We start from the raw sequence: 12,639 nt of genomic DNA on the forward strand, positions 1-12,639 counted from the left end.
ATCGAAACAAATTTCAATGCTCTTGAATGACCATCCCTTATCCAACAATGGCATGAGTTACTGTGGCTTATTTAAGAATGGAAACATTTCGCCCTCTCTCTTCATTTCATCTGGGGCGATATCTTCATAACTTTATATTTAACCGAATTTTAAGGGCAAACAGAAAGAAACGCTGATCATTTCTGAACAGCGTTAGCGAGCATCAATTAACGAATCTGCCTGTTTTCCCCTTAGATTCCCAGTAATCATTACGAAGATGGATTTTTTGTATTTTCCCCGATGCCGTTTTTGGAAGCTCATCGACGAACGACACACTGGTAACTGATTTGAAATGAGCTAATTTTTCCCTTGTGAAGGCCTTTATATCATCCTCCGTTAATTCCACGCCCATTTTTGGCACAATGAAGGCATGCGGCGTCTCTCCCCACTTTTCATGTGGAACGGCAATGACTGCCGCTTCAAGAATGTCCGGATGTTCGTAGAGTATTCCCTCCACTTCTATGGAAGAGATATTTTCTCCGCCACTAATGATTATATCCTTTTTGCGGTCAACGATATCAACATTACCATTTTCATCGATTGTGGCCATATCCCCAGTATGCAGCCATCCATTTTTCAGTGTCTGGCTGGTCGCTTCTTCATTTTTCCAATAACCTAACATCACTCCATGACTGCGGACGATTAGCTCCCCGATATCCACGCCATCACGGGCAACTTCCTCACCATTGTCATGGATAACCTTTACCTCACTGCCTATGATGGGATATCCGGCTTTCGCCTTCATTCTGTATTTTTCTTTTTCCGAAAGATCATCGAATTCAGAACGAATCAGCGATATCAGGCTAACCGGTGTTGATTCAGTCATTCCGTAAATTTGAATGAATTCCCAGCCTAACTCTTTTTCCACCCTTGTAACGAATGCAGGAGGCGGTGCCGAACCCGCAACAACGATTCGGATATCCTGCTCGATGTTCGGAACATTCCGTTCATAATATTGAAACAGGGAATTCAGAACCGTTGGTGCCATATGCATTATGGAAACCTTATGCTTTTGTAGTGCATTAAATATCCTTTCGGGGCTGGTTTTCCTCAAACAAACTTGAGTGGCACCATTTGCCGTATAATAAAATGGGGCACCCCACCCATTCACGTGGAACATCGGCAGTACATGCAAATATGTATCGCGGTCATTGACCCTGAAATGATGCATCGCACCCAGGGCATGTAAATAGTTGTTGCGGTGAGTCAGCATCACCCCTTTGGGATTCCCTGTGGTCCCGCTAGTATAAAGGAGGCTCGAAACATCATTTTCATCCACTGACTCCCGGTTAAAGCTCATGTTATCATAAGGTTCCAGCCAATGGTTGTAATCGGTTTCATTTATCTCTTCATCTTTATAATGAACGATTATGTGCTCCACTGATTCAAGTTCATCCTTGACAGGGGAAATTAGATGATACATTTCCTGATCTACGAATAGGACCTTTGACTCGCTATGGTTCAAAATGAATACATAATCGGCAGGCTTCAAACGGATATTCAATGGAACGATTACTGCCCCAAGTTGAAATACCCCATAAAAGCCTTCAAGCATTTCAATTGAGTTAGGTGCCAAATATGCCACCTTATCACCCTTTTTGACTCCAAGATCCCTTAAACCATTTGAAAGCTGGTTTACACGGCCGTTCAACTCTGAGTAGGTTAATACCTTGTCATCTCCAATGATGGCTTTCTTATCGCCATATAGTAAGGCTGCTCGATCTAAGAAATGCGATAATACTAATGGTACGTTCATTTCCTCACCTCTTATTTTATTTGAAAATTCTGAATTAGTATTATATTACCATATCTGTTACCATTATTTCAATAATATTAAGTCATTGTTATATAACAACATATTAATAGGCAGATGAATCACATCAATCATGAGTCAACATACAATACATTGAAACTCCCTTCAATGATAGGCTCATGGCCTGAGATTCAAGGGGAAAACCAGAATGAAAAAAGGGTGATTTTCTTGCCGGCCATCGTAGGAATCGTTCAAGTCATCAACGTCGGTAGCAGTGGAATTGTCCATATTGGTGACGTCTTTAAAATTAGTCCATATTCCACTTCAAAAACGTTTGCAGGTGCTGGCTCGTTTATATACGGGTGAATCCATATCCCTTTATAATGCCTATAGCACCACAAATACAAATGATACAGATGGTGTTGATCAGCCACTGGTCTTAAATCTCTAATGTTTTTAAGAAAGGAGTCAGCATGATCTTCAATATTCACCAGACCATACAAATCAATATGATAAAAATTGAAAGCATCTCCAATTCATCCGTTTTTCAAATAGGAAGTGCCGGGGTGATTAAACCATATTCCACATTAGCCAATACCGGAGGATTCACTGAGCCTGCTCCACAAATTGAAGCTGATGTAACCCCATTAACCAGTTTCGTCCCATTTACACCCTCCTAGTTCATAGGCATTCACCTACATCTAACTTTTTCATATACTGTCATATATGAAATTAACTTATTGTGAAGGTGAGGTGTTGAATCGTGAATCAGGATCTATATTCATATTCCATACAAATGCAGCGTTTTCTTGAAGCCCAGGATAAACGGATCATGAAACTTGAACACGAACTCAAACGCCTGACAGATGAACTTGCTGAGCTGAAAAGTAAACCGCCAATCCATGTAGATAAAATTGAATATAAATTCGATCAGTTAAAGGTCGAATCTTTAGATGGAACATTGAATATCGGTTTAAATCCCAATGACCTTAACAACATTGACGAATTTGCCGTCAACAACCAACCCGTTCACCCAGCACCAAACCTATTTCCAGGCAGGGAAATCGTCGTCCAGGAAATTCACAACGATATACTTTCAGACTTGGAAAATATGATCCACGATGCAGAAACCCAGCTGAAAATATCATTGGAGCCCTCTTATCATGACTTCATTAAACAGGATGTCGAACGCCAGCTTCATCAACGGATCAATATGTATTTCGATAATCTTTCTTACGCGGAACGTGCACCGCAGCAACGGGATAATGTCAAGGAAAAGGTCAGGGAGAAGGTAAAATCCGATATTCAAACTGCATTATTACAATTCATTACCCATTCACAAGCCGAGACAGGAGGAAATCCAAATGGAGTTTAATGTAATCAATCACCAGCTTTGTGTAGGTGATATTAAAATTACCGGTGTAGCAAGCTCTGCCTTATTTCTAATTGGGGATGTCCAAACGGTCCAACTTTCTTCCGCATTCGATACCCCGCCGGAATCCCTTATCATCGGGTCATTCGTGCCGCTTTCTCCAGAAGGATAAATAACATGTTTTCTAGAATATCAAAAGTAAAATCTTTATTATCCGACACGGTATCATTCAGCTCCACCCTGCAAATCGGGGATGCTTCATATATAGATGGAAATGCCCTGGCTATAGCCGTTCAGAAGAAAAGTGAAACTTTCGATTCAGTCGATGTTCATTTCGAAGACTATGACATTTTTAAGAAACCACTTTATATCCCAAGATTGAATGAATTCGTCATATCACGGTTTTCAAATCCGAATCCCTTCATACGGGTCGGCAATATCAATATAATCGGTATATCATCATCATCTGTGGTTGCTGTGGGGAACGTAGGCCATGCACGTATGGAATCAAGAGTGAAACATATTCGGGAGGTTCCTAAAGATTCAACAGACAACACTTAAACTTTTAAAGGAGGGGTTCATATGCCCGCCATTATCGGCCCAGTTCAAGTATTTAATGTCTCTCAAGGAAACCTATTATTCGGTGATTGCGCCGTCATTTCCCCTAAGTCTTCCTCCAAATCCGTTTACGGATCCGGTTCAGGGAACACAGCTGCAATCACCTTCACGGCTAATGGTCTGAACGGAAGCAATGTCCTTGATATCAATGGGGTCGACCAGCCCATTACAGGGAATAATTAATCCAATTAAAAGCCTCCCATTTCCAGGGAGGCTTTTAATTTCGGCCTATTTTTCTATCATGTTAAATACTTGCTCGACGTCTTTGTCACCTCTGCCTGATAAATTAACGATCAGTATATCCTCTCTTGATAACTCTTTTGCCAGCTTCATGGCGTGAGCTAGAGCATGTGAGCTTTCGAGAGCTGGAATGATCCCCTCTGTCTTGGATAATACCTGAAAAGCCTCAAGAGCTTCTTCCCCTTTTACCGTCACATATTCCGCTCGTCCGCTATCTTTCAAAAAACTGTGCTCGGGTCCCACACTTGGGTAATCCAAACCGGCTGCGATGGAAAAAGTAGGCTTGGGTTCCCCTTGTTCATCTACTAACGTCAAACTTTTGAATCCGTGCAATACTGCCGGGACGCCTTGCGAAATACTCGGGGCCTCAATTGGCTCTACACCAATTAAACGGACATTTTCTTCATCGATATAATGAGCAAAAGCCCCAATCGCATTACTTCCCCCTCCTGCACAAGCAATGATGGCAGTCGGCAGTTTTCCTTCCTTTTCAAGGATCTGGCGCTTTGATTCTTCACTTATGATTGATTGGAAATGCTTAACGATCGTTGGATATGGGTGTGGTCCCACTGCTGAACCAAGCAAGTAAAAAGTATTTTCATAGTTTTGCACCAAATCATTCAATGCCTCATCAACAGCATCCTTCAATCGACCCTGTCCCTTTTCGACCGCTACGACTTTTGCCCCCAACAATTCCATCCGAAAGACATTCAATGCCTGTCTCTCCGTATCCAGCTTACCCATATAGATCACACACTCCATGTCAAACATCGCACATGCTGTCGCAGTCGCCACACCATGCTGTCCTGCCCCAGTTTCTGCGATGATGCGTTTGGCACCCATCCGTTTAGCGAGTAGGATTTGTCCAATCGCATTATTAATTTTGTGAGCACCTGTATGATTCAGATCTTCACGCTTCAAGTATATTTTTGCCCCGTCAACCTTTTTCGTTAAATTCTTTGCAAGTGTTAACGGGTTTTCGCGTCCGACATATTCTTTCAGATAATATTGAAACTCCTCAATGAATTCCGGGTCATCCTTATATTTCAGGAATTCCGTTTCTAAAATATCCATAACTTCCTGAAGTTCACCCGGGACAAAGCTTCCACCGAACTCACCAAAGTATCCCTTGCTCTTGATCTCACTCGTCATACTCTTCTCTACTCCTTTAAAAAGGTATTTTTCTCCACTAGTATATAGTAAGCATTTATACCTTTTCAAACTATTCTGTTTATTTAACCAAAAAGAGCGTCCCAAATCAATGGGACACTCCTTCTCTCTTATACTTCCAATAAATGCGAGCCGTCAAAGAAAAACAAGTAACGGCCGGTCACCTTCTTATTCATTATTCCTTCAACAGCCCTCGTATAGAGCTGAAGCTGCATCCGGTATCGATCGGCAAGAATCTCTTTAGCCCCTTCATACCCGCTAGCAAAACGGCCGGTGATTGTATCCGTTTTATAATCTAGAAGCACAAGACCTTGTTCATCCTCAAAGATACAATCAATCACACCTTGGATAAGGATCTCCTCATCTCCAGCTGCCCAATCGCTGTATGCTTCCTTTGCAGGCAACGACATCGTAAATGGCACTTCACGGCGAATGCTCTCGGCCCTCTGCATCCTTTGCCCGATTTCACTGTCAAAGAAATCGACGATCGTCTCCGGATCCACAGCTTCTTTCTGTTCCTCCGTCAACAACTCTCGTTGAATCAAGTCAACCATCAATTCCTGAATCGATTGAATGGTAATCTCCTTAGAAAGATCAATATGCTGCATGACTAAATGTGTAATCGTACCCCTTTCAGCAGGAGTCAGTGACTTTTCTTGCATGAAAGTAGGCCGCTTCGTGATAGGACGCTTAAATTTACGTAACAACTCTGTGGAGCTTTGCTCGTCCTTGAGTTCATATTGACGCTTTAGTTCAGAAACGGATTGCTTGGAACGATACACCGTCGCCTCATGTTCGGGGTACTCCCATTCTAGCTGTTCCTTGATTTCATCATAAAATTCGGAAACGATACCGACCTTCTCCGATTTCTGGACATGATCAAGTATTTGCTCTTGAACTAATGCCTCTTCCTCATCCAGAACAGCAAGCTCTTCACTTGGAATGACGGAAATCGACCAATTCGATGGATGCGACTCCATTTCCAAGCCTTGACCAGCAGCACCAAGAGAATCCCGATGTCGGACAAGGGATGGACCAATCCAATCAAGATAACTTTTTGCACCTGCCCGTACATAGTCCTTTAATAGCCAATCTCCATGTGCCGCATTACTTTCCCAGTTCTGCTGCGTTTTTTCTGCATCATTGATACTGGCAATCAAATAAAGCTTTTCCTTTGCCCTTGTAAGCGCCACGTAGAGGACACGCATCTCCTCAGCAATTAATTCAAGCTGCTTTTTTTTCTTAAAAGCCAATTGAGGGAGGGATGGATAAGTTATCCGTAATTCGGAATTCACATACTTTGCCGCAAAGCCATAATCCTTATCCAGTAAATAGGGCTTGCGTAAATCCATCATATTGAATTGCTTGGAAAGACCGGCAATGAAAACGATCGGGAACTCAAGCCCCTTTGAGGAGTGAATCGTCATCAGCCGGACTACATCTTCCTGTTCCCCTAAAGCCCGAGCTGCCCCTAAATCATCTCCACGTTCTTGCATCCTTTCTATGAACCGCAGGAAACGGAACAGACCGCGGAAAGAACTTGCTTCATATTGCCTTGCCCTGTCATACAGCGCTCTTAAATTGGCCTGACGCTGTTTGCCACCCGGCATCCCACCTGCAAAATCATAAAACTGCGTTTCGCGGTACAGAAGCCAAATCAAATCTGATAATGCCTCCTGCCTGGCAAGCTTCCTCCACTTCACTAGTTTTTTATAAAAAGCTGCGGCTTTTTCATAAAGCCCCGGATGTTCTTCCGGATCACTCTTTCTATAAAAATCAGCTAGCGCTTCGTAGTAGCTCCCTGTATGGAATAAACGCACCTGTGACATCTCTTCTTCATCCAGTCCGACGATAGGTGAACGGAGAACGGAAGCCAATGGGATATCCTGTTGCGGGTTATCAATCACCTTCAATAAGGAAATCATGATGGCCACTTCGGTCGCTTCAAAATACCCAGTCGACAAGTTGGCATAGACTGGAATTCCCTGCTTTTTAAATTCCTCCATGATTTGCGGTGCCCATGGCATCGAACGAAGAAGAATGACCATGTCTCGATAAGTGGCAGAGCGGTACTTATTAGTTTTCGTATCATATATCCGATGCTTTTCGCTTATAGCGTTTTTAATGAGCTTTGCCATCTGCCTTGCTTCGAGCTGCGCTTTTTCAAGCTCCTCGGCCTCAAACCCACCATCCGATCCTTCCGCTTCCGAATGAGCTTCCGGATCGGCTGTTCCATCAATTAAATGGAGTTCGATCGGGTTTGGATCGTCTTCGGGATATGGGGCACCTTTTTTCAATTGGGCATCTTCATCATAATCAATCTCACCGACTGTAATGCCCATCAACTGTTGAAACAAGAAATTGGTCCCATCGAGAACTTCCTTTCGGCTCCGGAAATTGCGGTTTAAATCAATTTTCAGTCCGGAATCAACACCATCATGGGTAAAACGTGTGTATTTTCCAAGGAAGAGATTCGGTTCCGCAAGCCTGAACCGGTAAATGGACTGTTTGACATCGCCTACCATGAAAAGATTCCCATTATATTCGCCGTCAGCCGTCACCAGTTTTAAGATGGATTCCTGAACCAGGTTCGTGTCCTGATACTCATCTACAAGTACTTCTTTGAACTGGTTCCTGTATTCGGCGGCTGCTGCTGATGGTTTTCGTTCACCATCCACAGTTTCCCCTGTCAAAATCCGAAGACAATAATGTTCCAAATCCGCGAAATCCACCAAGTTCTTTTCTGCTTTTGCAGCGAAGAATCGATCATCAAACCTTTTAACAAGCATTACTAGTGTATCGACATAACCCTTGAGGTCCCTTATATCCCGAAGATAGCTTTCCGGTTTACGGGAAAATAACTCTTCTTGTAACGATTTGATGATCTTCTTCGCCTTATCCCGGTACTTGGTAGCCTCATCCGTAACTTCTTTGATAAAATCTGCACCAGTAAGGCGTTTTGCCGTTCCAAATTTCACGTTTTGGATTTCTTTATAAAGAGCATTCCAGGATTGGTCCTTCACTTCCGAAAGTTTAGCAACCATGGCAAGATCGGCGATATAGTTCTCAGCCCTTGGTGCCGGCCCCCCAGGGACTTTTGTCAACGCAAGCGAGCGTTCCAATAAATCCCTGGCAGTGTCCAATTGTAAACCAATATCGAACTTCAATGAATCGATAAACGAAAGGTCATCAATCCCATCATCATCTGCCAGCTCATACATGCTAGCGGCACCATCGAGCCACCGGTCCGGGTCAGGATTCGATTGCGAAAAATCATGAAGCGATCGAACTATATTCTGAAGTGCATCATCGTTTCGATCGCTTGTGAAAGCATCAACCAAATTAAAGAACTCTTCATTATCACTTTGGCCATACTGCTCCTCGAAAAGCTCTTCCATCACTTCATCACGGAGCAGCTGGATCTCCGTAGAATCTGCAATCCGGAAGCCCGGATCGATATCCGTCAGATAATAATACTTCCTGATGACCTCTAAACAAAAGGAATGAAGTGTGGAAATCGAAGCACGATTAATCAAGCTCAACTGCTTACGCAAATGCTGTGAATGCGGATTATCATTGATCGCTTTTTCTAATGCCTCACTTACCCGATGGCGCATCTCGGCAGCCGAGGCATTGGTGAATGTAACCACGAGCAGTTCATCAACATCGATTGGATCTTCTTCCGAAATGACTTTTTGAATGATCCGATTGACCAGCACCGCTGTTTTCCCTGAACCTGCAGCGGCCGCAACCAGAATGTCCTGATCTTTAGCCCATATCGCCTTCCATTGATCTTCCGTCCAAGTCACGTCTCCTGGCAGAGCTGGAATTTTCGTTTTACCCATCACTCTCCCCCTCTCCCCTTAATAGCTCAAGAACGTCATTCTGTTTCTTCTGTGCCAAATTCCTGAATTGGTTCTCCTCCAGTGACTGGTCGAATTGGCATACAGATTTAAAGGAACAGAAGGTACACGGCGTTTTTTCCTTTAATTTGTATGGCGTTATATCCACATCACCATCGACCATTCGATCACCAGCCTCCTGATAAATACGGCGCACATGATGATTCAGAAGCGAAAACTCTTCCCTGCTGGCAACCTTGGAAGCCGCCAGGAGCGATCCGTCCTTTTTAAATCCAGCTGGGATGATATCCGACTTACCCGAATTTTCAATATCAAGCGAGGTATCCATCATTTGAATGACATTTGAATGATCCAGTACAAGTCCATTCATTTTAAAACTTTTATAAATTTCTTCTTCAATTTTATCCAAACTGAGCATTCCCTTTGATTTGACAACGGGATTATGCACATGAAAATACAAAACGCCGGCTGGAATCGCTTCTTTTCCAATAAGCGACTTGGAATGGGTGACGACGATATCAAGGTATGTCAACATTTGGAGCGCGAGTCCATAATATACTTCACTCATGTTCAGCTCCTTTTCACTCGACTTATAATCGAGCACACGCAAATAGACACCCTCATCTTCTTCCGCTTTATCCACGCGGTCGATCCGCCCGATCAATTCCATCTTCGTACCGTTTTTCAATGTGAAAGAAAGTGGAGGCAGCTCGCCATTTTTTCCGAATCCAAGTTCTAATCCGATTGGAGCAAAACCGCTCACCTTTGCATGTTCACTTAATACGATCGAGGCCCGTCCAATCACGTGTTCCAGTTTCCTGCGTAAATAGTGATGGCGGTTCGTACTTAACAAAATCTGATTTTGGAGTTTAGGAGCAAGTCTCTCCACAGCAATTCTGGCCAACTCCAAGCATTGTTCAGAGGTCAATGTAGACCAAGGAATATCATGTTCCTTTAAGTAATCGGAAATCATTTTCAACGCTCCATGGAACATCTCGCCTATATCCGGTGCATCCAAACGGAAAATTTGCCGTTCCCGCAATTTCAAGCCATGTGCGGCATAATGGGAAAACGGGCAGCTATTGAACATTTCCATCCGGGATACACTTGTAAGAATGCTCTCACCGTATAATTGCTTACTTGTTTCCTCAGATAATTTCTTTGTCCTATTTTGATAAAAAAGGCTCGATAAAACCTTAGTTGCGGAAGGACCGGCCATTTCATCATCAATAATGGCATTATATACATCCCACCATAGTGAATGGATTGGATAGTTCCTTTTTTTCAGCTGCAATTGGGCAGCCAGGTACGATAGGGCCACATCATGATTTGCAGCATATTTCACCTGTTCCTCAGCAGACAGATCGGACGGATCGTTCATATAATACACATCGGAAACGTTAGGCAATACGTCCCTTACCCGTTTCAAATAGGATGAGGGTAAAAGTGCCTTTCCTTCCTCATCGGCAAGCGGATATGATAAATAAAGGGCCTCGGCAGGCGTAGTAAATGCTTTGTACGCTGTAAACTCCTCATCCAGCAGGCGCACTTTTGAACTTGGGGCAACATCAAGTCCACCAGCCAGCAGCACCTCACGATCACTATCTGAAAATATCCCGTCAGATACAGCTTTTCCTGGCAGAACCCCTTCGTTCAGGCCGATAACAAAAGCTGTCTTCACATCATCCAGGCGGGATAAATCTAGATTAGCGACCAATACTTGGTCAATTGCCGGCGGTACCAAAGAAAATTCAAGAGACTCCAGACCAGCTTCAATGATTAAGGCAAACTGTTTCATGGAAAGCTCTTCCCCGCTCAGCAGTTCAACGAATTGGTCTAATAGGTCGACAACCGCATTCCATGTTTGCTCATGCTCTCTTGCCGATACCAAATCACCTGCTTCTTCTGCCTCTTGTTTCAGCTTTTCCAATTTTTCCGGTACATGCAATTCTTCAAGATATAGATAAAGGGCTTCACACAATTCCCTGCCATTAGCAGCCTTTTTAACACGTTTTGAGAGCTTCAAGATGGGCTCGGTAAATAATTGCTTCATCTCATTCAACTCTTGCTCAAGCCGCATTTCCTTATCAGTTTGGTTCCGGTCCTCGAGTTCCAGTCCGCGGAAGCGCCGATAGGTCCAACGATCTTTGGACGTCCACCTGCTTCCTTTAATGCCACGGGCCAGCACATAGTTTTCCAACTTATCTACCTGTTCACGCATCCTATCGTGGTTTTTTTGCAGCGGAAATAGAAGCTCGGTCTTGATTGCACGAAATACCGGCTCATAACGCCAATAGCCATTGATGATCTCCAAAGTGGAACGAATCAGTTCAATCAGAGGATGGTTCAGCATCGTCCGTTTGGAATCGACGAATAAGGGAATTTGATAATCCCGAAAAACGGTTTGTAAAATATCTGCGTATGCTTCTCCATTACGGACTAAAATCGCAATATCACGGAAACGGTGCTGTTTCTGTCTGACCAGCGACAAGATGTCCCGGGCAACACCTTCAATCTCAGCTCTGCGGTTAACTGCCTGGGCGATCGTTACATCAGGTGACTGCTCAAACGCTTGTGCAGGACGAATGGCAAAATAAGTTTCCAGATGATTCAGCCCCGGACTCTTTCCAAACCTTTCCGTTCCTTTTAAGATTCGATCTTCTGAAATCGGTATGCCATTCCTCAATCCAGCCTGATAAAGGTGATGATAAAGATTTCCTGTTTGCCTGAACAATTGCAAATCATCCGGAGCATATTGTCTGTAGGGCTGATCTAACGTAAGCGAGATCGTTACACTCCTGCACAGCTTCATCATTTCTTCCACAACCAATAATTCCTGTGGAGTCAAGCTATAAAAACCATCGATATATATATCCGCATTCCTTATATATGAAGACTCTGACATTTTTTCGATCAGCAAAGTGAAATAATCTTCGGAATCTAAATATTTGTTAACCATTTCATCCTCAAAAGCCTGATAGACCAATTCAAGATCATGCAGTTTATCCTGAATGCCGCTGCCGGCCTGTGAGGTTTCGTCCAAATAGTTTTGAATGTCATCAGGTTGGATGCAATACTGCTTGAACTCAGCCAGCATTAGCTCCATCTGTGCAATGAACCCCAGCTTATCAGCAGATCGACGAAACATCTTTAACTCTTCCTTTTTATCATCCATGATCTTCCGTATCAACATATTAACGCCAACACTGTCCAAATGTAGCCGGCTCATCCCCCCGGTTTCCTGAAGAACGCGCCAAGCAAGCCTGCTAAAACTGAAAACCTGTGTCCGGATCATTCCGGCAAGGCCTGGTGTTTTAATTAATTTATATTCAGATAGAAACGTCATCTGATCAGGAACCAGGTAGATAATTGGATTTCCTTCGGGATCTTCTGCCAATTTGGAGCGAATTTCGTCCAATATATTCGAAGTTTTCCCTGCACCTGATCTTCCCAGTAAAAAACGGAGTGACATCTCTTTTTCCCCCTTATAACATAATATCTAGATCCATCATACCAGAAATACTTTCGTCTTTATGACTAAGTTTCTGTTTCCAATTAGATTTACTTTCTATTATTTTACCGTT

At 43.3% G+C, this 12,639-nt stretch carries 9 protein-coding genes and 1 pseudogene; 6 read left to right on the forward strand and 4 right to left on the reverse strand.

Annotated elements, in window-relative coordinates:
* Positions 1–202: 202 nt before the first annotated feature.
* Positions 203–1,795: a long-chain-fatty-acid--CoA ligase gene (locus QFZ73_RS05090; protein ID WP_307263729.1), complete on the reverse strand. Its 1,593-nt coding sequence runs from the start codon at positions 1,793–1,795 to the stop codon at positions 203–205.
* Between the two features lie 225 nt (positions 1,796–2,020).
* Between QFZ73_RS05090 and QFZ73_RS05095 the strand changes: the two are divergent.
* The 6 genes and pseudogenes from QFZ73_RS05095 to QFZ73_RS05120 all read left to right on the forward strand — a co-directional run bounded on the left by QFZ73_RS05095 (position 2,021) and on the right by QFZ73_RS05120 (position 3,965).
* A pseudogene (locus QFZ73_RS05095) lies at positions 2,021–2,243 on the forward strand (spore germination protein).
* 22 nt (positions 2,244–2,265) lie between these two features.
* Positions 2,266–2,472, forward strand: coding sequence for a spore germination protein GerPB (locus QFZ73_RS05100; protein WP_251437032.1), 207 nt, complete (start codon positions 2,266–2,268; stop codon positions 2,470–2,472).
* An 83-nt stretch (positions 2,473–2,555) separates the two neighbouring features.
* Positions 2,556–3,167, forward strand: coding sequence for a spore germination protein GerPC (gene gerPC, locus QFZ73_RS05105; RefSeq protein WP_251437030.1), 612 nt, complete (start codon positions 2,556–2,558; stop codon positions 3,165–3,167).
* Positions 3,157–3,336 (forward strand): spore gernimation protein GerPD, encoded by a 180-nt coding sequence (locus QFZ73_RS05110; protein WP_251437028.1) that lies wholly within the window; start codon positions 3,157–3,159, stop codon positions 3,334–3,336. The genes gerPC and QFZ73_RS05110 overlap by 11 nt, the downstream gene beginning before the upstream one ends.
* Positions 3,337–3,341: 5 nt before the next feature.
* Positions 3,342–3,725, forward strand: coding sequence for a spore germination protein GerPE (locus QFZ73_RS05115; RefSeq protein ID WP_251437026.1), 384 nt, complete (start codon positions 3,342–3,344; stop codon positions 3,723–3,725).
* Between the two features lie 21 nt (positions 3,726–3,746).
* Positions 3,747–3,965, forward strand: a complete 219-nt coding sequence (locus tag QFZ73_RS05120; protein WP_251437024.1) for a spore germination protein — start codon at positions 3,747–3,749, stop codon at positions 3,963–3,965.
* Between the two features lie 45 nt (positions 3,966–4,010).
* Here the strand turns inward: QFZ73_RS05120 and trpB are convergent, their stop codons facing one another.
* From trpB to addB, 3 genes are all read right to left on the reverse strand, one after another.
* Positions 4,011–5,174 (reverse strand): tryptophan synthase subunit beta, encoded by a 1,164-nt coding sequence (trpB, locus tag QFZ73_RS05125; protein WP_307263744.1) that lies wholly within the window; start codon positions 5,172–5,174, stop codon positions 4,011–4,013.
* Positions 5,175–5,302: 128 nt separating this feature from the next.
* Positions 5,303–9,037 carry a helicase-exonuclease AddAB subunit AddA gene (gene addA / locus QFZ73_RS05130; protein WP_307263749.1) on the reverse strand — a complete coding sequence of 1,245 codons (3,735 nt, stop codon included), beginning with the start codon at positions 9,035–9,037 and terminating at the stop codon, positions 5,303–5,305.
* A complete protein-coding gene (gene addB / locus QFZ73_RS05135; protein WP_307263752.1) occupies positions 9,030–12,527 on the reverse strand; it encodes a helicase-exonuclease AddAB subunit AddB in 3,498 nt (1,165 codons plus the stop codon). Before addB ends, addA begins: the two co-directional genes overlap by 8 nt.
* Positions 12,528–12,639 lie beyond the last annotated feature (112 nt).

The sequence above is a fragment of the Peribacillus sp. V2I11 genome (genome assembly GCF_030817135.1).
In the GTDB taxonomy this organism is placed as follows: Bacteria; Bacillota; Bacilli; order Bacillales; family DSM-1321; genus Peribacillus; species Peribacillus simplex.

Excerpts from the sequence above, each read along its gene's own strand:
- QFZ73_RS05090 (WP_307263729.1), bottom strand. The coding sequence starts at position 1,795 with ATGAACGTACCATTAGTATTATCGCATTTCTTAGATCGAGCAGCCTTA.
- QFZ73_RS05100 (WP_251437032.1), top strand. The coding sequence starts at position 2,266 with ATGATCTTCAATATTCACCAGACCATACAAATCAATATGATAAAAATT.
- QFZ73_RS05110 (WP_251437028.1), top strand. The coding sequence starts at position 3,157 with ATGGAGTTTAATGTAATCAATCACCAGCTTTGTGTAGGTGATATTAAA.
- QFZ73_RS05115 (WP_251437026.1), top strand. The coding sequence starts at position 3,342 with ATGTTTTCTAGAATATCAAAAGTAAAATCTTTATTATCCGACACGGTA.
- QFZ73_RS05120 (WP_251437024.1), top strand. The coding sequence starts at position 3,747 with ATGCCCGCCATTATCGGCCCAGTTCAAGTATTTAATGTCTCTCAAGGA.
- trpB (WP_307263744.1), bottom strand. The coding sequence starts at position 5,174 with ATGACGAGTGAGATCAAGAGCAAGGGATACTTTGGTGAGTTCGGTGGA.
- addA (WP_307263749.1), bottom strand. The coding sequence starts at position 9,037 with ATGGGTAAAACGAAAATTCCAGCTCTGCCAGGAGACGTGACTTGGACG.
- addB (WP_307263752.1), bottom strand. The coding sequence starts at position 12,527 with ATGTCACTCCGTTTTTTACTGGGAAGATCAGGTGCAGGGAAAACTTCG.